The sequence below is a fragment of the Cohnella herbarum genome, assembly GCF_012849095.1.
In the GTDB taxonomy this organism is placed as follows: Bacteria; Bacillota; Bacilli; order Paenibacillales; family Paenibacillaceae; genus Cohnella; species Cohnella herbarum.
Genome location: NZ_CP051680.1, coordinates 2,094,827 through 2,120,634 on the forward strand (window position 1 = coordinate 2,094,827; position 25,808 = coordinate 2,120,634).

29 protein-coding genes are annotated in these 25,808 nt (G+C 49.7%); all 29 read right to left on the reverse strand.

What is annotated here, in order from left to right:
• Nucleotides 1-79: 79 nt before the first annotated feature.
• Nucleotides 80-1,168: a flagellar biosynthesis protein FlhB gene (gene flhB, locus HH215_RS09360; protein WP_169279659.1), complete on the reverse strand. Its 1,089-nt coding sequence runs from the start codon at nt 1,166-1,168 to the stop codon at nt 80-82.
• Between the two features lie 29 nt (nt 1,169-1,197).
• Nucleotides 1,198-1,983 (reverse strand): flagellar biosynthetic protein FliR, encoded by a 786-nt coding sequence (gene fliR / locus HH215_RS09365; RefSeq protein WP_169279660.1) that lies wholly within the window; start codon nt 1,981-1,983, stop codon nt 1,198-1,200.
• 6 nt (nt 1,984-1,989) lie between these two features.
• Nucleotides 1,990-2,259, reverse strand: coding sequence for a flagellar biosynthesis protein FliQ (gene fliQ / locus HH215_RS09370; RefSeq protein ID WP_169279661.1), 270 nt, complete (start codon nt 2,257-2,259; stop codon nt 1,990-1,992).
• 32 nt (nt 2,260-2,291) lie between these two features.
• A complete protein-coding gene (fliP, locus tag HH215_RS09375) occupies nt 2,292-3,038 on the reverse strand; it encodes a flagellar type III secretion system pore protein FliP (protein WP_169279662.1) in 747 nt (248 codons plus the stop codon).
• A complete protein-coding gene (locus HH215_RS09380) occupies nt 3,035-3,577 on the reverse strand; it encodes a flagellar biosynthetic protein FliO (RefSeq protein WP_169279663.1) in 543 nt (180 codons plus the stop codon). Before HH215_RS09380 ends, fliP begins: the two co-directional genes overlap by 4 nt.
• 26 nt (nt 3,578-3,603) lie before the next feature.
• Nucleotides 3,604-3,966 carry a response regulator gene (locus tag HH215_RS09385; RefSeq protein ID WP_169279664.1) on the reverse strand — a complete coding sequence of 121 codons (363 nt, stop codon included), beginning with the start codon at nt 3,964-3,966 and terminating at the stop codon, nt 3,604-3,606.
• Nucleotides 3,967-3,988: 22 nt separating this feature from the next.
• Nucleotides 3,989-5,191, reverse strand: a complete 1,203-nt coding sequence (gene fliY / locus HH215_RS09390; RefSeq protein WP_169279665.1) for a flagellar motor switch phosphatase FliY — start codon at nt 5,189-5,191, stop codon at nt 3,989-3,991.
• Nucleotides 5,181-6,182: a flagellar motor switch protein FliM gene (gene fliM, locus HH215_RS09395; protein WP_169279666.1), complete on the reverse strand. Its 1,002-nt coding sequence runs from the start codon at nt 6,180-6,182 to the stop codon at nt 5,181-5,183. Before fliM ends, fliY begins: the two co-directional genes overlap by 11 nt.
• Before the next feature lie 94 nt (nt 6,183-6,276).
• On the reverse strand, nt 6,277-6,759 hold the full coding sequence (locus tag HH215_RS09400; RefSeq protein WP_169279667.1) for a flagellar basal body-associated FliL family protein: 483 nt from the start codon (nt 6,757-6,759) through the stop codon (nt 6,277-6,279).
• The gene (locus HH215_RS09405; RefSeq protein ID WP_169279668.1) at nt 6,756-6,989 is read right to left on the reverse strand and encodes a flagellar FlbD family protein; all 234 of its coding nucleotides are present in this window, start codon (nt 6,987-6,989) and stop codon (nt 6,756-6,758) included. Before HH215_RS09405 ends, HH215_RS09400 begins: the two co-directional genes overlap by 4 nt.
• A gap of 65 nt (nt 6,990-7,054) precedes the next feature.
• Nucleotides 7,055-7,876 (reverse strand): flagellar basal body rod protein FlgG, encoded by an 822-nt coding sequence (gene flgG / locus HH215_RS09410; protein WP_169279669.1) that lies wholly within the window; start codon nt 7,874-7,876, stop codon nt 7,055-7,057.
• Between the two features lie 87 nt (nt 7,877-7,963).
• Complete coding sequence (locus HH215_RS09415) at nt 7,964-8,350, reverse strand: TIGR02530 family flagellar biosynthesis protein (RefSeq protein WP_169279670.1); 387 nt, start codon at nt 8,348-8,350, stop codon at nt 7,964-7,966.
• Nucleotides 8,343-8,807, reverse strand: a complete 465-nt coding sequence (locus tag HH215_RS09420; RefSeq protein ID WP_169279671.1) for a flagellar hook capping FlgD N-terminal domain-containing protein — start codon at nt 8,805-8,807, stop codon at nt 8,343-8,345. Before HH215_RS09420 ends, HH215_RS09415 begins: the two co-directional genes overlap by 8 nt.
• A gap of 24 nt (nt 8,808-8,831) precedes the next feature.
• Nucleotides 8,832-10,265, reverse strand: coding sequence for a flagellar hook-length control protein FliK (locus tag HH215_RS09425; protein WP_169279672.1), 1,434 nt, complete (start codon nt 10,263-10,265; stop codon nt 8,832-8,834).
• 39 nt (nt 10,266-10,304) lie between these two features.
• The gene (locus tag HH215_RS09430; protein ID WP_169279673.1) at nt 10,305-11,216 is read right to left on the reverse strand and encodes a MotE family protein; all 912 of its coding nucleotides are present in this window, start codon (nt 11,214-11,216) and stop codon (nt 10,305-10,307) included.
• Between the two features lie 44 nt (nt 11,217-11,260).
• Complete coding sequence (gene fliJ / locus HH215_RS09435) at nt 11,261-11,707, reverse strand: flagellar export protein FliJ (RefSeq protein ID WP_169279674.1); 447 nt, start codon at nt 11,705-11,707, stop codon at nt 11,261-11,263.
• Between the two features lie 12 nt (nt 11,708-11,719).
• Nucleotides 11,720-13,039, reverse strand: coding sequence for a flagellar protein export ATPase FliI (gene fliI / locus HH215_RS09440; RefSeq protein ID WP_169279675.1), 1,320 nt, complete (start codon nt 13,037-13,039; stop codon nt 11,720-11,722).
• Nucleotides 13,026-13,868 (reverse strand): FliH/SctL family protein, encoded by an 843-nt coding sequence (locus HH215_RS09445; protein ID WP_169279676.1) that lies wholly within the window; start codon nt 13,866-13,868, stop codon nt 13,026-13,028. The genes fliI and HH215_RS09445 overlap by 14 nt, the downstream gene beginning before the upstream one ends.
• Entirely contained in the window at nt 13,861-14,871 is a 1,011-nt protein-coding gene (gene fliG / locus HH215_RS09450) for a flagellar motor switch protein FliG (RefSeq protein WP_169284307.1), read from the reverse strand. Before fliG ends, HH215_RS09445 begins: the two co-directional genes overlap by 8 nt.
• Nucleotides 14,872-14,882: 11 nt before the next feature.
• Nucleotides 14,883-16,448 carry a flagellar basal-body MS-ring/collar protein FliF gene (fliF, locus tag HH215_RS09455; RefSeq protein ID WP_169279677.1) on the reverse strand — a complete coding sequence of 522 codons (1,566 nt, stop codon included), beginning with the start codon at nt 16,446-16,448 and terminating at the stop codon, nt 14,883-14,885.
• A gap of 95 nt (nt 16,449-16,543) precedes the next feature.
• The gene (gene fliE / locus HH215_RS09460; RefSeq protein ID WP_254450562.1) at nt 16,544-16,843 is read right to left on the reverse strand and encodes a flagellar hook-basal body complex protein FliE; all 300 of its coding nucleotides are present in this window, start codon (nt 16,841-16,843) and stop codon (nt 16,544-16,546) included.
• 58 nt (nt 16,844-16,901) lie between these two features.
• Nucleotides 16,902-17,345, reverse strand: a complete 444-nt coding sequence (gene flgC, locus HH215_RS09465; protein ID WP_169279679.1) for a flagellar basal body rod protein FlgC — start codon at nt 17,343-17,345, stop codon at nt 16,902-16,904.
• Between the two features lie 3 nt (nt 17,346-17,348).
• The gene (gene flgB, locus HH215_RS09470) at nt 17,349-17,762 is read right to left on the reverse strand and encodes a flagellar basal body rod protein FlgB (RefSeq protein ID WP_169279680.1); all 414 of its coding nucleotides are present in this window, start codon (nt 17,760-17,762) and stop codon (nt 17,349-17,351) included.
• Nucleotides 17,763-18,016: 254 nt separating this feature from the next.
• A complete protein-coding gene (codY, locus tag HH215_RS09475) occupies nt 18,017-18,787 on the reverse strand; it encodes a GTP-sensing pleiotropic transcriptional regulator CodY (protein ID WP_169279681.1) in 771 nt (256 codons plus the stop codon).
• Nucleotides 18,788-18,862: 75 nt separating this feature from the next.
• On the reverse strand, nt 18,863-20,251 hold the full coding sequence (gene hslU / locus HH215_RS09480; protein WP_169279682.1) for an ATP-dependent protease ATPase subunit HslU: 1,389 nt from the start codon (nt 20,249-20,251) through the stop codon (nt 18,863-18,865).
• Nucleotides 20,252-20,286: 35 nt separating this feature from the next.
• Nucleotides 20,287-20,829: an ATP-dependent protease subunit HslV gene (gene hslV, locus HH215_RS09485; RefSeq protein WP_169279683.1), complete on the reverse strand. Its 543-nt coding sequence runs from the start codon at nt 20,827-20,829 to the stop codon at nt 20,287-20,289.
• A 142-nt stretch (nt 20,830-20,971) separates the two neighbouring features.
• Nucleotides 20,972-22,303, reverse strand: a complete 1,332-nt coding sequence (gene trmFO / locus HH215_RS09490; protein WP_169279684.1) for an FADH(2)-oxidizing methylenetetrahydrofolate--tRNA-(uracil(54)-C(5))-methyltransferase TrmFO — start codon at nt 22,301-22,303, stop codon at nt 20,972-20,974.
• A 28-nt stretch (nt 22,304-22,331) separates the two neighbouring features.
• The gene (gene topA / locus HH215_RS09495; RefSeq protein WP_169284308.1) at nt 22,332-24,428 is read right to left on the reverse strand and encodes a type I DNA topoisomerase; all 2,097 of its coding nucleotides are present in this window, start codon (nt 24,426-24,428) and stop codon (nt 22,332-22,334) included.
• 58 nt (nt 24,429-24,486) lie between these two features.
• The gene (dprA, locus tag HH215_RS09500; RefSeq protein WP_254450426.1) at nt 24,487-25,722 is read right to left on the reverse strand and encodes a DNA-processing protein DprA; all 1,236 of its coding nucleotides are present in this window, start codon (nt 25,720-25,722) and stop codon (nt 24,487-24,489) included.
• Between the last annotated feature and the right edge of the window lie 86 nt (nt 25,723-25,808).

Consider the following 25,808-nt stretch of genomic DNA (forward strand, 5'->3'; position numbering starts at 1 on the left):
GGACGTAAACTCTCCGTGATAACCTTTTTCCTCCTTCTACGCGCCACACGCACCGAGATTAAAATGCTCTCTCCTATATTTACCTCCGGCCTTTGAGCCGATATACGTATGCCAGAACTTCCGCTACCGCTTGGAAGAGATCGCCTGGAACGCTTTGTCCTACTTCCGTCCTCTCGAACAACGCGCGGGCGAGTGGCTTATTTTCCATAGTTATGACTTCGTTCTGCTTAGCGATTTCCCTTATTCTCAGAGCCAAGTAATCTTGGCCTTTCGCGATGACCGTCGGCGCATCCATTTTCTCGGAATCGTATTTCAACGCAACGGCAAAGTGAGTCGGGTTCGTAATAACGACGTCCGCTTTCGGTACTTCTTGCATCATCCGCATGAGCGCCATTCTTCGCTGGCGTTCCTTAATTTTTGCCTTGATCAGCGGATCGCCTTCTATGTTCTTGTACTCGTCTTTGATGTCTTGCTTGCTCATTCTCTGGTTTTTCTCGAATTCGTAACGTTGGTAGAAAAAATCTCCGATCGCCAGAATGAATAACAAGGCGGCTACGTAGATCCCAAGCTGTATCGTTAGACTGCCGACAAACGAAAATATGTCTTGTATAGGCAGGTGAGCTAACTCCAGCATCCGATCTTTTTTCGACCATAACACCAAATACACGATTAATCCGACGGTTATAAGCTTTAACGAGCTTTTGAGAAATTCAACGAGAGATCGTACTCCGAAAAGGTTTTTGGCGCCCTCAATCGGATTTAATTTCTCGAGCTTCGGCTTCAAAGGCTCGAACGTGAACAACCAGCCGATCTGAACGTAGTAACTCGCGAATGCGACAACCAGAACGACGATGAAAATCGGCGCTAACAAAATTAAGATTTGAATCGCGTAATTCCCAAACAAACTAAGAACGTTTTGATCCGTTACTTCCATGTTTAAGCGGTGCATAAAAGCGTCGCCGAACATGGCCAACAACTGCCTTTGCAAAAAGGGACCAAGCATGATCAAACAAAAGATACATGCGAGAAGGATCAACGAGCTAGGAATCTCGGGACTTTTCGCAACTTGTCCTTTATTTCGACTCTCGCTGCGTTTCTTAGGCGTCGCCTTTTCCGTTTTTTCGCCTGAAAACAACTGCAAGTCCATCCTTAGACGATTATGGGGCATGATGCAACCTCCTCTATCGGCACCTACAATTAAGAGGATGTCTTGATGATGGTAAACAGCTTCTCTAGCGCTTGGAACATGTGATCGAAGATCATTTGAAACAGAATACCAAACCCAGGCAAAAGCAGAACCAACAACGCCAAACCGACAATGATTTTTACTGGAATACCAATGACGAATACGTTGTATTGCGGAGCGGTTCGCGCCAACAATGCCAACCCAAAATCCGTCAAAAACATTGCAACGACGATCGGAGCCGATATTTGTAAAGCCAGCAGAAAGGTATCAGCGAAAGTTCTAGTCAGAAACTCCGTTATATTCCCGCTGTAATAGATTTGAAACAGTTGATTGTCAAGAGGCAACCATTTGTAACTATCCATGATCGCGGCAAGCAAATAGTGATGGCCGTTTACGGATAGAAACACGAGCGTCATCAGCATAAACTTCAAGTTGCCCATCATGGGTGCCGAGACTCCGGTTATCGGATCGACGATATTCGCGATTCCGAATCCCATCTGCATATCCATAAAAGCACCGGAAGTTTGAACGATCGCGAAAAACAGATAAGAAACGTAACCAATAATAAGTCCTGCAAAGACTTCGCGAATAATCGCAAGGATAAAAGTCGCGTCCGTCGCGATCTTAGAATCGAAACCAACGGTTAGGAAAACGATCAACGATACAAAGAAAGCGAGACCGATCTTAATCGTGGCCGGAAACGTTCGCGATGAGAAAACGGGTGCGACTACAAAAAACGATGTAATTCGACAAAAAACAAGCAGAAAGGCAGGAAAAACCTGCATGATTAGTTCCATTCGTTATCACCCAATGTAGTTCGCCAAATTTCCTAGCAATCGACTCGTGAAATCGACCATGATATTAAGAATCCACGGACCGAAAATCAATAGAGCCAAGAATACGGCGATGATCTTGGGTACGAAAGCAAGCGTCTGCTCTTGGATCTGGGTCGTTGCCTGAAAAATACTGACGATAAGCCCGACGATCAATCCAATTCCGAGCATGGGCGCGCTAACTTTAAGAACGGTAAACAATGCCTGTCCCGCTAGACCGATAATAAACTCAGAAGTCATGTATACCCTCCTACCTGACGATTACGCGTTATTCAAGTATTGAAGCTGGTCAACAGAGACTTAACGACAAGATACCAACCGTCGACTAGCACAAAGAGCAATATCTTGAACGGAAGCGAAATCATTACCGGCGGAAGCATCATCATCCCCATGGCCATTAAAGTACTGGCAACCACCATGTCGATGACCAGAAACGGAATGAAAATCATGAAACCCATCTGGAATGCCGTTTTTAATTCGCTTATGGCATAGGCAGGAACCAGAACCGTAATCGGAATGTCTTGATATGTAGCCGGCTTTTCGGTTTTCGTGTAGTTCATGAATAATAGCAAATCTTTTTCGCGCGTATGCTTGTACATAAACTCCTTCATCGGTACGGATGCTTTCTGCAAAGCCTCCGTCTGCGTAATCTCTCCAGCCAAATACGGTTTAAGAGCCGTTTCGTTTAACGTGGAGAACGTTGGAGCCATGATAAACAGCGTCATGAATAAGGCCAAGCCGATCAATACTTGATTGGGCGGCATCTGTTGCGTGCCCAGCGAAGTCCTAACGAATCCGAGCACGATAACGATTCTTGTGAAGCTAGTCATCAATACTAGAATGGCAGGAGCAAGGCTGAGTACCGTAATGAGAAGCAGCATCGATAGAGCGGAAGCTCCAACGGGCTCAGATCCATCGCCTAAAGTAACACCGATAATAGGATCTGCGAAAGCCGATGCCTGGAATCCGATCAAAAGCGTTTGCAGCGCCACGAAACTGTAGAGTATCTTTTTCTTCATCTCTTATCTGTCCGATCTCCGGAACGACTATCCTCCAATAACTGCTCCACTTTTTGTCTTCTCTCGGAGAGCTGGCGCAACCGATTTTCCAACGTCTGCTCGAAGCTTACGTCGTTTCCCGATTGATTGGAGGAATTTTCATCGTTTGGCGGATTGTTGCGCCCGGCCCACTTGCGAAGCCAATCAGGCATCGAAGGTCCCGTATTGGCCGTGTTGGAATCGTGCTCGGCAAGCAGAGCCGCAACGACTTCCGGCTCCGTGATCGACTCTATCAGAGTGACGTCATCCCCTACGCCGAGCACATAGATTCGACCGTTCCATTCTACGATTTGCATCGATTTGTTCGTCCCGAGAGGAAATCCTCCCAGAGGACGAAGAGATCGATTCATCCCCCAACCGCGATTGCGTTTAGCGAAAAACCGTAAAATCAGAACGATCAAACCAATGATGATTCCGAGAACGAACAACACCCAGATTAAATCCCAAGCCGACGCGGATCCAACCTTTGGAACCTCTTCAACGAGCCCGTAACTTCGCATGAACCTTCAACGCTCCTGACTTTAACTTAACCCAGTGTTTTCTTGATGGCTTCGATAACCCGATCCGCTTGGAAAGGTTTTACGATAAAATCTTTGGCACCCGCTTGAATCGCATCGATCACCATAGCTTGTTGCCCCATCGCGGAGCACATGATGACTTTAGCGTTCGAATCCAGCTTACGAATTTCCTTCAAAGCCGTAATTCCGTCCATCTCAGGCATCGTAATGTCCATCGTAATCAAATCAGGAGTAAACTCCTTGAATTTTTCGATCGCTTGCGCGCCGTCTTGGGCTTCCCCAACTACCTCGTACCCGTTTTTCGTTAAAATATCTCTGATCATCATGCGCATGAATGCTGCGTCGTCTACGATGAGAATGCGGTTTGCCATTTTCTATTTCCTCCCGATGAACTTATTGGATTTTTTGGACTCGATCCCATTGACTAACGATATCGGTTACGCGAACACCGAAGTTCTCGTCAATAACGACGACCTCGCCTTTAGCGATCAGTTTGTTGTTTACTAAGATGTCTACAGGTTCGCCTGCCAGCTTGTCCAGCTCAATGATCGAACCTTGGGACAGCTCCAAAATATCCTTAATTTGCTTCTGAGTGCGCCCTAGCTCAACCGTAACTTTCAAAGGGATATCCAGCAGAAGATTAAGATTCGTTTCCTCCCCTTGAGCAAAACCCGCACCCTGGAAATTCGCGAATTGAACCGGATTTACGTTCACGTTACGATTCACGCCTCCTCCTAGCGTCTGAGGATAGGTTGGCATCGGCGCCCCATACCCAGGCGGTATTGCAGCCATTGGCGGCGCTTGTTGAACTGGCGGTTGCGTTGCAGGCGGTGCAACATGCGCTACCGGAGCCGCTTGCTGTACGGGTTGAGCTTGAACCTGAGGAGCCGGTTCTTCCGTTACTTCTCCCATTAGCGAGCGAACCAATTCTTTAGCGAACGGTACGGCCAGCAATTGCATAATCGACGAATCGATCAGATCGCCGATCTTCAGTCGGAACGAAATTTTGACGAAGACGTTCTCCTGAGGAATGTTGCTAATGCCCGAGTTGTTCTTCACGTCCATAATATCGATGCCTGGAGGCGAGATATTAACCATTCGGTTAAAAATCGTAGACATAGACGTCGCGGATGAACCCATCATTTGATTCATCGCTTCTTGTACGGCGCTAATATGAATTTCGTTTAATTCCTCGGAAGTTACGTTTCCTTCCCCCCCGAGCATTAGATCCGCGATCACTTGCGCATCGTGCGACTTAATGACAAGCGAATTAATGCCCTCGAAGCCCTCTACGTAACTCACATGCACCGCTACGTGAGGTTTCGGAAATTCGGATTCAAACTGCTCCCTGGCGATCGTCGATACGGTCGGAGTCGTGATATCAACTTTCTTGCCCAGTAGCGTAGATAGAGCCGTCGCCGCGCTTCCGAAAGTGATGTTGCCGATCTCTCCGAGCGCATCCTGCTCCAACGGTGTCAAAAATTCGTTAATGGACTGTTCACCGGCGGAAGACGCAGGAGACTCGCTTGACCCGCCGGAGGACTGATTCAATAAAGCATCAATCTCTTCTTGGGATAAATAGTCTTTACTCGTCATGGATTTCATCTACTCCTTCGCTGACGATCTCATGAATTTGAATCGCCATTTTATCTCGCACGGTGCCTGGGCTGGCAATAAACTTAACTTTATCCCCAACTTTTACTTCCAGGCCTTCACCCGTAGGCTTATGTAAAGTAATAACATCGCCGATGGCCAGGTTCAGAAATTCCTGTACGGAGATTTTCGAAGTTCCTAATTCCGCAACGATAGGAAGTTTAGCCTTATTGACCCTCTGTTCCAGCAAAATCTGTTCTTCCGGCGCTCTCGTCTTTTTCTGGGAAACAAACCAGTGATGCACGGATAGCCTCGGCATTATCGGCTCGATGACCACATGTGGGATACACAAGTTGATCATCCCCGTCGTTTCGCCGATTTTCGTGCTTAGAGAAATAAGGGCAATCGTTTCATTGGGAGATACGATTTGCATAAACTGCGGATTCGTTTCCAACGCCTCTAGACGAGGCTGAATATCCACGATCGTTCTCCATGCTTCTTGCAAGCTCTCTAACGCTCTACTGAAAATCTTCTCCATAATAATCGTTTCGATCTCCGTCAGGCTGCCGATCTTACTTGGCGCGGTACCGCCGCCTCCAAGCAATCTGTCCAGCATGGCGAACGCAACGTTCGGATGAACCTCTAGTACCATTCGACCCTCTAGCGGCTCTGCTTCGAAAATATTCAATACCGTCATCTTAGGGATGGAGCGAATGAATTCGTCATAAGGCAGCTGTTCCACTTGAACGACATTAATTTGCACGAACGTTCGAAGCTGAGCGGAGAAGTATGTGGTCAGGAATCTAGCGAAATTTTCATGAATTCGGGTTAAGCTTCGAATATGATCTTTAGAAAACCGAGTCGCGCGTTTGAAATCATAGGCACGAACCTTTTTCTGCGTATCTTCTTTTTTAAGCTCTTCCGCATCCATTTCCCCCGACGAGAGTGCCGCCAATAACGCATCGATCTCATTCTGCGAAAGTACATCTACCAAATCTCTCACCCCTTTCCTAAACCCGAACGAAACGGTAAGTTATCGTCAAAGGTCAAAGTGTTCAAACAATGTCTCGGTTGCGGGCAATCTTCTATCAAATAGGAGTCATTACAAATCCTTTAATTCCAACCTTTAGCAGCTTGCCGTCGGATAGAACCTCGTTAATGGAATTAATGAGTCCCGCCGTAAGCTGGTCTTTACCTTTCGTTCCGTTCATTTCTTCTGGGGTCATTACCCATAACGCACGGTTAACGATAGGTTTAACTTGGTTTTCCTTAATCTTGTCGAATTCTTCTTTGGCTTTCTCGTTATCGAACTGGAACGAGAAGCTGATCTGAACGACATAGTCCGTATCAGCAAGATTTGTTCTGATATCAATTAATTCGGATGTGACCTTAACCATTTCATCCGCAGATATGGGCTCGATTTGCACAGTGCCGGCAACTTCTTTCGCCACCTGATCCGGATCGCTTGCTTTCTTATCCCCGAACAGATTATTCCAGAAGTAAAACGTGGCAATGACAATCAACGTAATCGCCAATAGTAGCGAAACGAGCCATGGCAACAATTTTCTCATGACGTAGCTCCCTCCGATTGCGTGTCCGTAGGGCTTGTAACTGCCGCTAGTACACCGATACTGCGTAAGTAATGCCGGATCGCCCGGATTACATCCGAAGAATTTTCGATAACCATAATTTTCTTACCTGTCGTTAGCGTAATGATCGTATCCGGCGTTTCTTCGACGGATTCGACCAGCAGAGCATTAATGTGTAGCTTGCTTCCATTTAATCGCGTGACGTAAATCATTGCCGTGCCTCCCTAAATTGCCAAGGGGAGAGCGTTAGCTCTCCCATGGCAGGAGATCAAATCAATTACCGTTTCAGGTTAACGACTTCTTGCAAAATCTCATCCGATGTCGTGATGATTCTGGAGTTCGCTTGGAATCCGCGTTGAGCTACGATCATTTCCGTGAATTCATTCGTCAAATCCACGTTGGACATTTCAAGCTGTCCGGAGATGATCGCTCCTGTTCCCGTTTCGGCATTAGCCGCAGTACCGACTTCCAACAATCCTTCCAAATTGGCGTTCGGAGTCATCCGATAAAGATTTCCTCCGACCTTCTCCAACCCGCCCGGATTCTGAACTTTAGCTACGCCGATTAAGATCCCCGTAGGAGTCGCAAGTCCGTTCTGGTCGATGGAAATAATCTCGCCCGTCTGCGAAATAGAGAATGCGGTTACGCCTTCCTCCAACGTGATGGGTCCTCCATCTTCAGCCGACATTACGAACATTCCGTCCGCATTTACTAATTGACGGTTGGCGTCCAACGTAAAGTTGCCTGAACGGGTTAAATACTGGGTATCCGCTCCGTCCGGGCTTACGACGAAAAATCCGTCACCGTCAATACGTAGATCCGTAGAAACGCCAGTCGTCATTGCGCTACCGGGGGTATGAATCGTATCAATAGACGCTACAGTCACGCCTAAACCAATTTGCTTGGCATTAACGCCCCCGACTTCTCCTTCTACCGGAGCAGTTACGCCAGACATCGATTGGCTCAAGATGTCCTTGAACATTACGCGCCCAGCTTTGAATCCTACGGTATTAACGTTGGCGATGTTATTTCCGATTACGTCGAGCTTCGTTTGAAATCCGCGCATACCGGATACGCCGGAATACATTGAACGCAACATATTATGCCTACCTCCAGTGATAATGGATTAAAGCCGCTTCAATCGGTCGGCGGCGTTGGGCTTCCTACGATGAGGACCGGCCCGTTCTTAAACAACGACTACTGCACTATCGATTTGGGTAAAAATATGTTCTTTCATAGACTGGCCGTCCATCGCGGTAACGACGGTACGATTCGGCACGTTCACGATCATCGCGATGTCCCGAAATAACACTAAGGAATCTTTGGCACCCTTCGCCGCTGCTTGATCAACCGCATCCGCAATTCTAGTCAATTGATCCGGTAACAATTCAATGCCTCTTTGTTGCAAACGTTGTTCGGCGTGATGACTGAATTTCAACTGCTGCCGGCTAAGCACCTCGCGGAACGAAGCCGTGTCCGCTACTTCTTGCTTAGTCCGATTTACGCTGCGGTTGCCTTGAATCGGTCCCGTAATTCCCGTCGATAGATGTCCGACGAGCATCCGGTCACTCATTTTCGGCCACCTCCGGACCTCCGTCTTCAGTCGGTTCGGAAATCGAAATGATTTCATCGATAGGAACGTTAACGTTCTCTACTTTGGCATACTGCACGCCTTCGCTCCACAACACCGAGCTAACCGTTCCACTATGCTGTACGACTCCGGCTTCCGTCTCTTCGAACCACGAGATTTCTTTGCCGATCAAACCGGCAACCATACCCGCCGATTGTCTGAGAGCGGTCACTTCTTTGGACATATTCATCATTTGTTCCAAAGACGAGAACTGAGCCATCTGAGCGATAAATTCTTTGTCTTGCATCGGTTGCATCGGATCCTGATTTCGCAGTTGCGTAACCAGAATTTGCAGAAATTGATCTTTTCCCATCTCTTTTACTGGTTTCCTAGCCGCAGCTTGCACGTTCTGCGAGGAATAGTAAGGCCAGATGTTCTTGGTTCCGATACTATCAGCCACAGGATTCACCTCCTTATACCGGCATTAAGCTGTGACGTTGATAGAGCTTCCGTACCCGAATTCCTTCAATGAACTGTTTCTTTCCAACTCGGCGGCGAATACTGCCGGATCCTCGAACGATTCTCCGTTGCGTTTGCCGTTAGAGCCGTTCCCGTTACCCGCGTTCGAATGACGTTGATCCTGGTTCATAAACGTAGAACCCGCAGACGAAGACGGTTGCTGCACAACCTCCAACCGATCCACTTGCAAGCCTTGTCCGCTCAATGCGGTTCTAAGCTGCGACAATTGATTTTCCAGCAAATCGCGAGCGGCCGAATTTTCCGTCATAAACTGAGCGGTTAATTGTCCGTTCTGCATCACGATACGAATATCGACTTGTCCAAGATGTTCCGGCGTCAGCGAAATTTTCGCCTCGGACGTTCCGTTTCCTAACGTCATTTGAAATTGTTTCACTAGGAACTTTTCCATCTGGGTTACGAATTGCTGTACAGGAACTTGCATCGGCACCGTCGGTTTGCCGGCAGTCGATTCCGCGTTCGCCAAAGCATCGTTCTGCATGAACGTCCATGCCGGCTGAGAACCCGACTGACTCGCTTCTCCTGCTCCCGAGGCGGAAGTTACCGCAACTGGCTGCACGTTCGTGGCCTCAGCCTCGTTCGCGTCGATCACGTTAATTCTCCAAATCGGATCGCGAAGAATTTGTGCAGGCCGACGAGTGTCTTGAACGGCTACGGCAGATTGGGTCGCCACGTCTTTCGTAGCGGTAAGCGAATCGTCCGTAGTTGACGTCGTCTTAGATGCTGACTGAGCGGTCACTGCTGGCTCATCGTTAGCTACGACTTGAACGGCAGGCTGCGCGTTCGTGGATTTAGCCGTAATGGAATCCAACAAAGCCTTAAGCTGATCTGCAAACTTAGACGCTACCTGCAAATCATCGTTCCCGGATGCAATCATCGAGGAAAGCTGTTGCAAGGTTTCCTTCAAGGCTTGAACGATGGGTTTAGAGCTTACTGGAACGAGTTCTTCGGGAATCGATTGCTCCGAGTTCTCCGTCACTAGTTGCCCGCCATCCGCAACCGGAACATGATTGTTGATCTGTTGCAGCATGCCTTGGAACGCTGCTAACAAAGCGGCTAATTGTTCCTCATCTTCAGTGGATAGAACCTCCGTGCCGTTTTGTTCCAATTGCTGTAATTGCTCAACTAAGCTAGCGAGCATTTCAAGCAGATCCTGAGATTGTTCGGCGGAAGGTTCGAGTCCCAATTGACCAAGCAAACCGACTAAGCCGACCGGCAAAGGCAAACCATTATTAACTGTTCCGCTAGCGCTAGTCCCGTCGATTGCCTGAACCAACGCCCCGGCGAAACCGCTCCCCGCCGTCGCCCCGGCCGAAGATCCTGCTGCAGATGACGCTGCTTTACCTGTTGAAACCGATGTTGACGAGATCGCCATATTCATTTGTTTTCACCTCCTTTCATATTAGTAGAGGCAAAGTCATTATGGATTTACCGGCATTAACTTACTGACAAGGTTCGCGGTAACTTTCTTATCCAGATCGGACATCGCCGATAAAACGGAAGAACGAGGAGCATCGTCCAATACTCCGAGAATACGCAACACCTTACTCTGATTCGTGCCTGCAAGCTGGATTAGCAGCGCTGCCGCTTTATCCGCCTTCATAGCGGAAAACGTTTTGTTAAGCTCCGCCGTATCGAGCGTGGAAGAATCTTCGCCCGACTTGAGCTCAAGCTCTTTAATCCGTGATTGCAATGCGGCGATTTCGCGGCTATCGACGGTTTCCGAATCTTTGAGCTTCATCGTGACGTCTGCCGCTTTCTTCGGGGTCATTCTCTCTAGTACCCGGCCGCGCTCGGTAGCCGACATCTCCCCAAGTACGAGAGCGGATTCGTCCAACGTCATACTTTCCAATATCGGTGCCGCCTTGCTCGGCGTCATCTTGCCGTACATCTGCGCCAAGGACGAAATTCTCGCATGATAAGCATCGCTTGTTATCGTCTTCTCGGAGCTTTCTTTTGTCAATTGATCTAACTTAACCTGCAGTTCATCGATCTGCTGCTTCTGCTGAACGGTTTGTTCCGTTGCTTGTTTAAGTGCCGTCTCCCGATCCGTGAGAAGCGCGTTCAGCTCCTCTACCTTCGCTTTGGCATTGTTTACCGTGAGTTCTTCGTCTGAATTCGCAATCGGCTCATTCGGCTTGGTAGGATCCGGTATGATCGATTTAACGACCGGAATTTTATTTCCGATTTCAAGCGCCGCGTTCCGCCATTCGGTATTGAACATCAACAGTAGCACGCCAAGCAATACCGCGGTAAATAAGATCGGGGTAACAAAAAAGAGAAATCGTTCGAAGCCGCTGTAACTGCTTTTCTCCACATCCGCGCTCGCCACGATTCTCCCCCCCTTCTCCTGCGATTCGTTAGTTTACGTTTCCGTCACCCGCGAACGGCTGACGCTGCACGAACGATCGCGATTTCATCCAGCTCGTTTTGTTCTTTCGCGAGCCTGTCGCTCCTGAACCGTTCAAGCGCTCGATCTCTCGCGTTAAGCCATACTTTCTCGTCAACCATCTTGTCCTTCAGATGTCCTTGGCGTTTCCTAACGACCAACTCCGCTGAGCGAACGCCTTCATGTTGCCGAGTAATGCGTCCATCCAACACTTCGATATAACGTTGCAGGATTTGCAATTCGGTTAGAGGCGTCGGCCTCGCGGAAGTGTCCTGCAATTTCCGCTCGAGTTCCCGACGCTCTTCGCGCAAACTTTCCAGTCGTTCTTCTTCTTCCCGTAATTTCCCGAGAGAAGCGGCGTATTCCCATTCCGCCATTGACTTCTCGCTGCCTTTCAGATCGACGACCTTCTGCAAGTGATATCGGAATCGCATGATCGCTTACTCTCATCTCCTGTAAAAATCGATAATTAAACGATCTTGGGCTTCCTTAAGCGTAACTTTTTCGTTCGTGCGCTGTTGCGTATAGGTTTTAATTAAGTCGTAATATTGGATGGCTTTATCGATTTCGGCATTCGAACCTCGTTGATAGGCACCGATGTTAATGAGGTCCTCGGAATCCCGATAAATCGCGAGCAGCTTCTTTAATTGTTCAGCGGCGCTTTGTTGTTCATCGCTAACGATGTCATTCATGACGCGACTAACGCTCGAAAGAACGTCGATTGCCGGAAAATGCCCCTTGTTAGCCAAATTACGATGCAGCACGATATGCCCGTCCAATATGCCTCGAACGGCGTCGGCGATTGGTTCGTTCATGTCATCTCCGTCAACAAGAACCGTGTAAAAGGCCGATATCGAACCCGTAGGCCCCGTACCTGCCCGTTCGAGCAGTTTAGGCAACGCCGCGAACACCGAGGGCGTATACCCTCTCGTTGCCGGCGGCTCGCCGATCGCTAACCCGACTTCGCGTAAAGCCATCGCATAACGCGTAACCGAGTCCATCATCAGCATGACGTTTAATCCCCGATCTCGGAAATACTCCGCGATCGTCGTTGCGATCAAAGCGCCTTTCATCCGAATGAGAGCCGGTTGATCGGAAGTAGCGACAATAACTACCGACCTTGCTAGGCCTTCCGGTCCCAGATCCTTCTCGATGAACTCCAGAACCTCGCGTCCGCGTTCACCGATCAAGGCGATCACGTTAACGTCCGCCGACGTATTTCGGGCGATCATTCCAAGAAGCGTACTTTTACCTACGCCGGAACCGGCGAAAATCCCTACCCTTTGCCCTTGCCCGACGGTTAGCAATCCATCGATAGCTCTAACTCCCACGCCAAGCGGGTTAGTCACCCTCGGTCTGTTCAACGGGTTCCCGGGAGAGTTATGCGTAGAGTAATGCGGCATTCTTGCAGGCAGGATCGAACCGTCGAGAGGTCTACCCAAGCCGTCCAACACTTTGCCTAGCAGCTCGGAACCGACCTGTACCGTAAGCGGCCCTCCTGTAGCCACGACATCGCATCCTGGGCCAACCGCGTGTAAATCCCCTAACGGCATCAACAGCACCCGATTGTTGCGAAACCCGACTACTTCCGCCAAGACCGGCTTGCCGCCCTTCATCGGATGAATAGTACAAACATCTCCGATGCTTGCGTCCGGTCCTTCCGACTCGACGGTTAACCCGATGATCTGAATGACCTTCCCGTTCACCCGAACGGGATCCATTTGACGAAGGGATTCCATATAGCGATTAAGATCAAGGAGCGGCATTTCTGTCGCCCTCCTCGCCTCTATGGGCTGCCAACTTAAGCAATTGCTCCCGAATAGCTTCAAGCTGGGTATCGATACGCGCATCGATGCTTCCGAACGCGGAACGGATAATACACCCTCCGTCTTTCACGCTCGAATCCGGCACGATTTGAAGCTCTGCCTGAGCGTCCAGCGAAACGATAAGTTCATCTTTCGCGGCTTGCATATACGCGAACTGCGAAGGCGCGACGCACAGTACGATAACTCCTTGCTCTCTCCTTCTCGAGAGTGCTTTCTCGAACAGCTTCATTGCCATTTCCGGTGATTTGGCAAGCTTACGGTCCAATATTTTCTCGGCGATCGAACAACTTAGTTCGACCAAGAAGGATTCGCCTTCCATTATGATTGCTTCTTTGGCTATGTATGCTTGCTCCACGGTGGATTGCGCCTCTTGTAGACGAGACTCCCATAGTCGCCCTAAATCCTCTTCCGCTTGCGCGGAACCCGCCGAATACCCCTCATCGTGCCCTTGACGGTTAGACTCCTCGCGATGCTGCGCATCCTCTTCCCGCCGAAGCCGCCACCATTCCTCAATTTCCTGTTCTGCATTAACGCGAACTTCTGCCGCATCCGCCTTGGCCTGCTCTAAGATTTGTCGGGCAGTTTGTTCCGCATCCGCGATAATGCGATCCTTTAAAGATTGAGTTTCGACGTCAATCGCTTGATTCCCTTCGTTATCGACGCCGAATTCCGAAATATTTTGCGGAATCGGCGCGCTTCGTCGAATAAGCTCCAACCTTTTGAGATCTTCTAGAGACACGACGTGAGAGGATTTGATGAGATTAGACAATGATATCGTCTCCTCCGCCGCGAGCGATAATGATTTCCCCGGCCTCTTCCAATCTTCGAATCGTCGCTACGATACGAGTCTGGGCTTCCTCGACATCGCGAAGCCGCACGGGTCCCATATATTCCATCTCTTCCTTGAAAGTCTCCGCCATCCGCTTGGACATGTTCCGGAAGATCGACTCCCTGACTTCCTCGCTGGCCACCTTGAGCGCCAACTGCAAGTCGGAGTTCTCGATGTCGCGCACAATACGCTGAATGGAACGATTGTCCAGGTTGACGATATCCTCGAAAACGAACATCCGCTTCTTGATTTCTTCCGCCAGCTCCGGATCCTGAATTTCCAAGGAATCCAAAATCGTGCGTTCCGTACCGCGGTCGACTCCGTTCAAAATTTGAACGATCGCTTCGATACCGCCGGCATTCGTGTAATCTTGCGTAACCGTCGAAGACAGCTTCTGCTCGAGAACTCTCTCGACTTGTGAGATAACCTCCGGAGATGTGCTATCCATCAACGCGATTCTACGAGCCACTTCCGCTTGCTTCTCTTGAGGCAAGGAGGAAAGCACGGCGGATGATTGCTCCGGCTGCAAGTAAGACAAGACCAACGCGATCGTCTGCGCATTCTCGTTCTGAATAAAGTTGAGGATTTGCGACGGTTCCGCTTTTCTAGCGAAATCAAACGGGCGAACTTGCAGCGTTGCAGTCAACCGATTGAGAATATCCATCGCTTTCTGCGAACCGAGAGCTTTTTCCAAAATCTCTTTCGCGTAAGTAATACCGCCCTGCGTAATATACTCCTGCGCTACGCAGATTTGATGAAACTCGCTTAGAATCATATCTTTCTCGCCCGCGTCGACTTTGCGTACGTTTGCGATCTCTAGCGTTAGCTGCTCGATCTCATCATCTCGCAAGTGTTTGAACACTTGCGCGGACACTTCAGGTCCGAGGGTAATGAGGAGAATAGCCGCCTTTTGTCTACCCGACAACTGTATCCCCTTCGCCACCACTGCCACCTCTATTCATCCACTAACCAAGTCCGGAGAAGATTGACGAACTCGTCCGGCTTGCGTTTGGCCAAGCTTTCCAACTGTTTGCGAACTTGGCTTTCATTGGCAACATTGTCGATATCGATCGTAGGCAGCTCAGCGCGCGGAAGCGCTTCAAGTTCGGCCGCTTCCCGAGCAGTTTTACGACGACGGTAGATATAGTACCCGCCACCGCCAAGCAATGCCAACGCCAACAATCCTGCTCCCGCTAACCAGAACGTGGAAGCCGATGTGCCGCCACTGGATACGTTGTTGCCTGCGAAAGACTGGGACATTACCGATACGCGCTGCGCAAGAGCCTCGTCAGACAATTCCAAACCCGACTCGGCAAGCAACACTCTCGCGCTTCGGAGAAGCACGCCTTGGATCTCGGTTAGCTTCTCTGGCGTCATGTTCGCGGAATCCACGCCAACATTTATCGATAAGTCCTTCACTTTATAAGGCCCGTAGTCGATATTATTAGTAATCCGGTTTACTTCGTAATTAATCGTGCTGGATACTTTCTCGGACGATGATGAACCCGAGCTTGCTCCGCCAGGATAATTAGCGACATCGGTTTCGCCGGTACCGGCGACGCCTCCGGACTGGCCGTCTTGCCCCTCGTAGGTTTCCGTCGAACTTTGATTGCTGATCTCAATCCCCTTATTATCGTTGTCTTTAAGAGGCTCGACCAACTGCTCCGTAGAGATTTTCTTGTCGAAGTTCAACGCGGACACTACGCTAACGACCATGTTATCCATACCGACAATGGGATTTAGAAATTGCTGAATGTTTCTCTTGAGCGCATTCTCGAATTCGTTCTGAATCGCGAATTGAGTTTCGTACAACGCTCCGCCGATTGCTCCTCCGCCTAGCTGGGAGGAAGGGGTTAAGTCTCCCGTGCTGCTGCTAATCGTTATGTCTTTGACATCCAGATTGGGCACGGCTGATTTAACGAGATTATAATAGCTATCGATTTCCTCTTGCTTCGGCCGGAAACCCGGCTTGAAAGTCATAACTACGGCAGCGGTCGCTTTGTCTTTATCGGACTCGTTAAGAAACACGGAATCTTCGGGAAGCGTAACGATCGCTTTTACTTTCGAGATCCCCTGTTTGCTTAATAAGAGCTGCTGAACTTCGCCGTTTAATGCGTTTCGGAATTTCACGTTAAATTCTTGATCCGTCGTTCCGATCGCCGAAGACGACTTACTCATCTCAGCGAATCCGATAGATCCGTTCTGGATAAGGCCTTGCGAGCCAATATCGACTTTGACCTTCGACGCGGACGCGCTCGGTACGGAAATGCTCGTTCCCGAATCGTTTAATTGATAAGCGATCCCGTTGCCGTCCAAGTATTCGATTATCGCCGCCGCGTCCGTGCTGTCCAAATTCTGAAAAGCAAGCTCATACTCGGTTCTAGTAAACAAATACGTTAATAATATGATTGCAAAAAGCAACAAGGCAGCTGTTGAGGCGAGAACCCACTTTTGCGCTTTGCTGTACTGGTTCCAGAAACCGAGTAACTTTTCTCGAACCCGTGCCCACTTCTCGTTCACGATTTCACCTCACCTGCGGTTAGCACAACAGGGGAATGGAAAATAGCCCCGTTCCTCCTGTTGTGTGTTTGCTTCTATGTCTAGTAGGATCAGGGCTACACTTGCATACGCATGATTTCTTGGTAAGCTTCAATCACTTTATTTCGAACTTGGCCGACCAACGTAAGGCTTAGTTCGGCTTGCGTGGCCGCGATGATGACTTTATTCTCGTCGACTTCGCCGATCAGAAATTGATCATTCATTTTATGTACGTTTTGTTCTTGAGCCGCTACGCTGTCTAAGGCTGATTTAAGGTACGTCGCGAAACTCTCCGTCGCTTCCGCTGGCGTTGCCTTTGTTTGAATGCCGCTTATATTGGGTACAAGTCCTACAGGAGCATTTACTGGGTTCGTTATCAAGTTAGCACCCCGCGTTCATTTTATGTTTGGTTACTTCCCTATGTATTCGCGTGCTTTAACGCCCCATTTCCAATGCTTTCATGAACATCGCCTTTCTTGCGTTTAGAGCGGTCACGTTCGCTTCATAGGAGCGGGACGCGACTAACAAGTCAACTTGTTCCTTTAACATGTCTACATTGGGCATATAAACCATTCCGTTCGCATCCGCATCCGGATGAGCGGGGTTATAAACTTGCTTAAACGGCGTCGAATCTTCTTGGATCGCCGTCACTTGTACCCCTTGAGCAGACGAACCGTTCATCTGTTGGGCTAAAAAGTCTTGAAATTTGGGTTGCACCGCTTCCATGACGACCATTTTCCGACGATAAGGAACGAATTCCCCGTTCACGTATGCTGCGCGAGTCGTTTCCGCGTTAGCGATATTCGCCGAAATGACGTCCATTCTAAGACGTTGCGCGGTTAACGCCGAAGCGCTAATATCAAAGCCTTCGAGCCTCATCCGTTAGACACTCCCTTTAATTCCGATTCTCATCATTTGAGCATCATGCCTAAGTTGCTGGGTTAAAAGATTATAGCGAAGCTGGTTTTCGGATAACATAGCCATTTCTTTCTCCATATCGACGTTGTTTCGATTGTTGTTAATCGCCGTCGATTCTTCCGTAACCACTCGCGGAGTCGGAGAGGGATAGGAAGTATTGATAGGAATATGCCTCGGGTCTGTCATTTTGCCTATAAGCGCCTTCGTGCCTTGCCCGCCGATCGCCTGTGATAGAAACTCCTCGAATGCAACATCGGATCTCTTAAAATACGGCGTAGCTTCGTTGGCAATATTGTTGACTAGCACGCGTTGTCTCATTGTTGCGGCATGAATCGCGTTCTCCAGCCGTTGAAACGCAGCGCCGCTTAATACTTCCATTCCTGTCGCCTCTCTTTGCTTGTACATGAGAACATTCTAATTCTTCATCCCAACTGTTATTCCACGCGCTTACATCATATTCCTGCTTTTAATGACACAACTTTCTTTGATTCTACAAAAAAAACTGCACGATGCGACAAATTAAGATTTTCTAAGAACATCATCTACGACATACGGTCATGTGACAATAAGAAAAAAGCCCTAAATCTTTTTTCCAAAGATTAGGGCCTGTTCGACGAATTTTAAGTACGATTCTAATTTTTCCGCTGCTCAAGTTCTTGAAGAAGTTGAGAATTCAAGATTCGAATATACGTCCCTTTCATTCCGAGAGAACGGGTTTCGATAACGCCCGCGCTTTCCAGTTTACGAAGAGCGTTAACGATCACAGACCTAGTGATTCCTGCCCGGTCGGCGATCTTGGAAGCGATTAGCAACCCTTCCCGCCCTTCCAATTCCTCAAATATTTGCTCAACGGCTTCCATCTCGCTGAACGATAGGGAGTTAATGGCAACAGAGACGATGGCTTTGCTTCGAGCCTCCGTTTCCCTTTCCTCCATCCTCTCTCTCAATATCTCCATACCTATGATCGTAGACCCATACTCGGCTAATATCAGATCATTTTCCCCAAAAGATTCATTTTCTCTTGATAGGACTAAAGTACCTAATCTGTCTCCGCCTCCGATTATCGGAACGATCGTTACGATCGCATTTTCGAACGCGGCTTCGAGCGGGGTTAAAATTTCCTCATTTGACGAAATATTCGCGGCCGTTTCCGTGATCCGCAACAGGCGTTCATTCGTATCGGAGTGAAACCTTAGTTCGTCCGAATGATCTACCCTCAGCCACATTTCGGGGAAGGCCGCCGAGTGCGCCCACCCGAGCACTTTCCCTTTCCTGCTCAGCACGAAAACGTTCCCTTGCATCGTTTCCCGCAAACCTTCCGCCATCTCGCGGAAATTTAACGGTTTGCCGGCCGCTTCTTGGAGCAATTTGTTCAGCGTCCGGGTTTTCATCAACAGCGTCATGATTTACGTTTCCTCCTAATACGACAAACAAACCGAACGACCTCTCGATTCCAAGATTCATAAGCCGTAAACAGACTATAGAATGTATTGACTTAAATCCCGATTGCTTGCAATCGAAGCCAACTTCTCGCGAACGTACTCCGGAGTAATATTCATTTCTTCCAATTGAAGCTCGGGGGCTTCGAAGCTTAAATCCTCAAGCAATTTTTCCAGAAGGGTATGCAATCTGCGAGCTCCGATGTTCTCCGTATTGTGATTAACTTCCTGCGCCATACGCGCAAGCTCGGATATCGCCGCCTCCGTGAACGTGACGTTGATCCCTTCCGTCTGCAAGAGAGCCGTATACTGCTTGGTCAACGCATTCTCCGGTTCCGTTAATATCCGGACGAAATCTTCGTCCGACAAACTGCTAAGCTCGACCCGGATCGGAAAACGGCCTTGAAGCTCGGGAATTAAATCCGACGGCTTCGCGATGTGGAATGCTCCGGCAGCCATGAAAAGAACGTAGTCCGTCTTGACAGGCCCGTATTTGGTCATAACGGTCGACCCTTCGACGATAGGCAGAATATCCCTCTGTACGCCTTCGCGAGACACGTCGGGCCCCTGGCCCCGTCCTTGGCTGGCGATTTTGTCGATCTCGTCGATAAAGATGATTCCGGATTGCTCGGCGCGACGTACCGATTCGGATATCACGTCATCCATGTCGATCAGTTTATTCGCTTCCTCAACGATTAATACTTTCCGTGCTTCCTTAACGGTTAAGCGGCGTTTCTTGCGTCGCTTCGGCAGAAATTGCCCAAGCATTTCCTGCATGTTCCCCATCTGCTCTTGTCCAGGCCCTCCGAGCATATCGAGCATGTTAGGAGAATTATCTTCGACCTCGATTTCGATCGTCTCGTTCTCTAACAGTCCGGCATCCAGTTTAGCTTTCGTATCCCGACGTTTGTCGTGCAAACCAGGATCTACCGGTTCGGGCTCGTCGCTAGGCGTACTGATACCGCCGAAAAGCATTTCTAACGGGTTCTTGTTCGATTTAGGCTTCGCTGGAGACGGAACCAATAAAGAAACCAACCGTTCGTTCGCCGCTTTCTCCGCTTTATCTTTGACTTTCTCCGTGCGCTCTTCTTTGACCATCCGTATGGCCGTTTCGACAAGATCCCGAACCATGGATTCTACGTCTCTGCCAACGTATCCGACCTCTGTGAATTTCGTAGCCTCTACCTTGATGAAAGGAGCATGAACAAGCTTCGCAAGCCGGCGCGCGATTTCCGTCTTCCCGACTCCGGTCGGCCCGATCATCAGAATGTTCTTAGGAACGATTTCGTCGCGAATCTCTTCAGGCAATCTGCTTCTGCGATACCGATTTCGCAAAGCTACGGCTACCGAACGCTTGGCAGGCTTTTGTCCGACGATGTATTTATCCAGTTCCGCCACGATTTGGCGAGGGGTCAGCGAGTCATTCATGCGATTCTCTCCCTTATCCTTGTCGAATGTAATCATCATATCTCCTCAACGATCAGATTGTTATTTGTGAACACGCATATTTCCGACGCCGTTTCCAAAGCCGCCCTGGCGATATCCTTCGCTTCCATCGCCGGAGCGTGCTTTTTAAGCGCTCTTGCAGCGGCTAAAGCGAAGCTGCCGCCCGAACCGATCGCCAGAATACCGTCATCGGGCTCGATGACTTCCCCGTTACCGGACAACAACAGCATGCCCGTCGTATCGACGACGATCATCATCGCTTCCAGACGGCGCAACACCCGGTCGGATCTCCAATCCTTTGCCAGTTCTACGGCCGCGCGCTGCAGGTTTCCGTGATGCTCCTCCAGCTTCCCTTCGAACTTCTCGAACAACGTAATCGCGTCGGCAACGGAACCCGCGAAACCCGCGAGAACTTGATTGCGATATAATCTTCGAACTTTTTTAGCCGTGTTTTTCATGATCATGCTATTTCCGAAGGTCACCTGGCCGTCTCCGGCGATGGCCCCTTTTCCATTATGCCGAATCGCGCAGATCGTCGTTGCGTGAAAACTCATATCCATTAGCTGATCCTCCCGATCATGAGTCGTGGTTAGGATTCCATGCAGAATCCGTTTCTTGCCGTTGTTCGCGATGAAGTACTACAACCTCTTAAAGTCGCAAAAGCAGCGGCTTATGAGATATACGCCGCCGCTGCTAGATAGGTTACAATCCGGAATTTCCTTTAATCTCCAAGCTTAGCGCGTCGATGCTTTCCAATGCCCGAGCCGCTATGGCCTCGTTCTTTTCCTTCTTGCTTCTCACGCGATGCCCCAATGGAGGGAACAAACCGAAGTTCGCGTTCATCGGCTGGAAATGTTTGAAATCCGCCGTCGTAATATAATGTGCCATACTCCCCAAAGTGGTGTGGGCAGGTAATGTCAAAGGCTGTTGGCCGTTAGCTAACCGTCCCGCGTTTAACCCCGAGATGAGCCCCGAAGCCGCGGATTCGACGTAACCTTCCACTCCGGTCATTTGGCCGGCGAAGAACAAAGTCTCTCTAGCTTGGAATTGATAGGTCGGACGAAGAAGCTTAGGCGAATTAATGAATGTATTGCGATGCATGACTCCGTATCGGACGAATTCAGCGTTCTCTAGACCCGGAATCAGAGAAAATACCCGCTTCTGTTCCCCCCATTTCAGATGAGTCTGAAATCCGACGAGGTTATATAACGTTCCTGCCGCATTATCTTGACGAAGCTGAATGACGGCATGCGACTTCGCCCCGGTGCGCGGATCGATCAATCCGACCGGTTTCATCGGACCGAACAACACCGTCTGCTTCCCGCGTTTGGCCATAACCTCGATAGGCATGCAACCCTCGAAATACATTTCCTTCTCGAAGTCTTTCACTGCCGCCGTTTCGGCAGTCGTGAGCGCTTCATAGAAAACGTCGAATTCCGCTTCCGTCATCGGACAATTCAAGTATGCCGCCTCGCCCTTATCGTAACGGGAAGCCAAGAACACCTTGTCTAAATCTATGGAATCTTTCTCGACGATCGGGGCGGCCGCATCGAAAAAGTAAAAATATTCTTCGCCCATAAGCCGCTTGATGCTATCGGACAGTTCGGGTGACGTAAGCGGGCCGGTTGCGATCACCACGATGCCGTCTTGCGGGATTTCCGTGACTTCCTCATTAACGACCGTTATCAACGGATGCTCGCGAAGCCGCTTCGTGACTTCGGCCGAGAAACCGTCACGATCTACCGCGAGCGCCCCTCCGGCGGGAACGGCGTGCAAATCCGCGCAGGAAAGGATCAGGGAATCAAGACGCCTCATCTCTTCCTTCAATACGCCGACCGCGTTAGCCAAACCGTTTGCTCTTAAGCTATTGCTGCACACTAATTCGGCAAAACCCTCCGTATGGTGGGCCGGCGTCTGCTTTACCGGGCGCATTTCATATAATGTGACGGGGACGCCCTGCTTGGCGATCTGCCAAGCGGCCTCGCTGCCGGCCAGGCCCGCGCCGATTACCGTCACCGATTGGACTTCGTTCAAAGCGTCTAACCTCCTAAACTTCAACCCGTTATTCTACCGCTTCCTCTGAATCGTCGACGTTCTCCGAATGGCTGCAGACGGTACAATGATATTGTATCTCGCCTTTCACGCGCTTTTCAATCATCAACCCGCCGCAACTCGGACAAGGCTTGGCAACCGGCTTATCCCATGATACGTAATCGCAGCCGGGATAGAGATTGCAGCCGTAAAAAATTCGTCCTTTTTTGCTGCGGCGTTCAACGACGTGGCCTTCTCCGCATTTCGGACATTTGACGCCGGTTTCCTTGATGATCGGTTTCGTATTGCGGCAATTCGGGAATCCCGAACAGGCCAGGAACTTGCCGAAACGTCCCATCTTATAGACCATCGGACTGCCGCATTTGTCGCAAATTTCATCGGAAGGCTCGTCTTTAATCTCGATTTCCTTCATTTCTTCTTCCGCGAAGTTCAGTCTGACTTCGAACGATTTGTAGAAATCCCCGATGACGTTAACCCAATCTTGGGTTCCTTCCTCAACATGGTCAAGGTCCCCTTCCATGTTAGCCGTGAATTCAGCATCTAGGATTTCCGGGAAAAACTCCTCCATGAGTTGAATAACGAGTTCTCCAAGCTCCGTCGGAATGAATTTCTTCTCTTCCATCGCGACGTAATTTCTCTTCTGAATCGTCTCCAAAGTCGGAGCATACGTGCTCGGACGCCCGATGCCTAACTCCTCCAGCGTTCTCACGAGCCTAGCTTCCGTAAAACGCGGAGGAGGCTGCGTAAAGTGCTGCTTAGGTTCGATATCCTTCGATTTCACTTTATCCCCCGCGCCAAGCGCGGGTAACAAGCGATCTTCGTCCGTCGTTCCGTCGTCATTGCCTTCCACGTACACTTTCATGAAGCCCGCGAACTTCAGCTTGGAACCGTTCGCGCGAAAAGTAACCGGTCCGTTATGAAGATCGACGGTCATCGTATCCAATACGGCGGAAGCCATTTGGCTAGCAACGAACCTCTCCCATATCAGTTTATACAGACGCAACTGATCTTTAGAAGTAAAGGCTTTAACGGATTCCGGATCGCGAAGAACCGAGGTCGGACGGATCGCTTCGTGCGCATCCTGGGCGTTCGAGTTTTTCTTCGTGTATACGCGCGGAGTTTCCGGCACGAACGCGTTCCCGTATTTCCCCTCGATGTACTCTTTCGCTTCCTCTTGGGCAACGGGGGAAATGCGCGTGGAATCCGTACGCATATAAGTAATTAACCCGACAGTTCCTTCTTTACCCAAGTCGACCCCTTCATAAAGCTGCTGGGCGATCTGCATCGTCTTCGAAGCGCGGAAATTCAGCTTGCGCGCGGCTTCCTGTTGAAGCGAGCTCGTAATAAACGGAGGTGAAGGGTTGCGTTGCCGCTCTTTCTCCTTCACTTCGCCTACGACGAAATCCTCGTTCCCCATCTGCGCAAGAACGGCTTTTACGTCGGCTTCGCTCGTAAGCTCCGCTTTTTCTCCATTCAAGGAATGGAACTTTGCCTCGAATGCGGCCTTTTCTTTTGTCAAATGAGCGGTGATGCTCCAATATTCTTCAGGGATAAACGCATTGATCTCGTTCTCCCGATCGTATATGAGTTTGACCGCAACCGATTGAACTCTGCCGGCGCTCAGTCCCTTTTTCACTTTCTTCCATAATAACGGGCTGATCTTGTACCCGACCAATCGGTCCAGTACCCGTCTGGCCTGTTGGGCATTCACAAGATCCATATCGATCGGGCGAGGGTTCTTAAAGGCATCCTTTACCGCTTGTTTCGTAATTTCATTGAAAACAACGCGGCAAGCATCCTTCTCGTCGATTTCCAAGTAGTGCGCCAAATGCCACGCGATCGCTTCGCCTTCTCTGTCGGGGTCAGCCGCCAGATATACTTTTTTGACTTTTTTGCTGGCGTCGCGAAGTTCCTTCAGAACGCTCCCCTTGCCGCGAATCGTAATGTATTTGGGCTGAAAATCATTTTCTACCTCTACCCCGATCTGGCTTTTGGGTAAATCTCGAATATGCCCCATGGACGCTTTAACGATAAATTTACTTCCCAAATATTTGCCGATCGTTTTGGCTTTAGCCGGTGACTCTACGATAACGAGCGAATCCGCCACGTCCATTCCTCCTCTCCTACGGTCGACAAGTCCTCGTGCCTATGTGCTTATGTCTACATTAAAGGACATGATATACAGAACCGGGTTGTTGATGAATCCGTCTTTTTATTAGTAAAGATAGCAGAACGGAGTGTAAATGTCCAAATGTCATCCCGGATCGGGTAACGAGTTCGTCGATCGTGCAGGGATTATCTAGCAATAATCGATACACGAGGCGCTCGGCGTCGGTCCAATTTTCCGGCTGAGAACCGAGCTGTTTCGATGTTTGAACCGACGACGAATGTATGTCCGATGCCGGAAGCCTATGCGAATAGGCTTGAAAGATATCCGTCTCGTCCAACACGGGATTTGCGCCTTTTCTGAAATACTCCAGAGCCCCTTTACTTCTAGGAGACGTAATCTGACCCGGCACGATAAACACATCCCTATCGTAACCTAGCGCCAGATCCGCGGTAATTAACGCTCCGCTCTTCTGCGCGGCCTCTACGACGATGACGCCGTAAGATAAACCCGCGATAATCCGATTGCGCAGCGGAAAAAGTCCCGGCCGGAGGATCGTGCCCGGCGGACTCTCGGAAACGATAAGGCCATTATTCGACAATTCTCGATAAAGCGCCTTGTTCTCGGGAGGATAACAACGATCGACTTCGCCGGCCAACACCGCTATCGTCCCGTAACGGGCACGTAAGGCGCCGTAATGCGCGGCTGCGTCAATTCCCCTGGCTAGACCGCTGACGACCGTCATGCGCTGCGCACAGCCTTCTGAGATATCTTCGGTCACCTTGCGGCCATAACCCGTGGCAAGTCTTGTTCCGACGATAGCGATCGTGGGATTATGGACAAGTTCCCAATTTCCCTTATGATACATAACCCAGGGTGGATCGGCTATTTGACGCAGCAACTCCGGATATACGTCGTCCAAATACGTCACGAGACCGATCTCTCGTTCTTCATGCACGCCATGCCGTCGTTCGATAGCATCATATCGCAGATTGGCGACAATTCCGGCGGCTTGACTTGCGCTAAGCCCCATATCCCTCCAATCTCCCGCCAGAAAATCGGCCGAATGCCTTAATGAACCAATCCCTTTTGCTTTACCGCATTGGAGAATGTTCGCGATCGAAATCCTCCCTATTCCGTCCGTTTCATGCAGAGCGATCAGTACTTCCCTAGGGATCCCCGTCATCATGGCTTCCGACTTAGAAACGGCCTTCGTTTGGTTTGTCTTCTGTTGTTCCTGATCTTGTTCCCGTATCAGTTGAAACCACTCCTCTTTGTTATTGTCGATTAGCAAGTCATAGCCTTGAAATCACGCAAAAAAGCCTCCCGCTCCCTCTGATGAGGGGACGGAAGGCTGCTTGCCTTGCCGATTACAGCAGA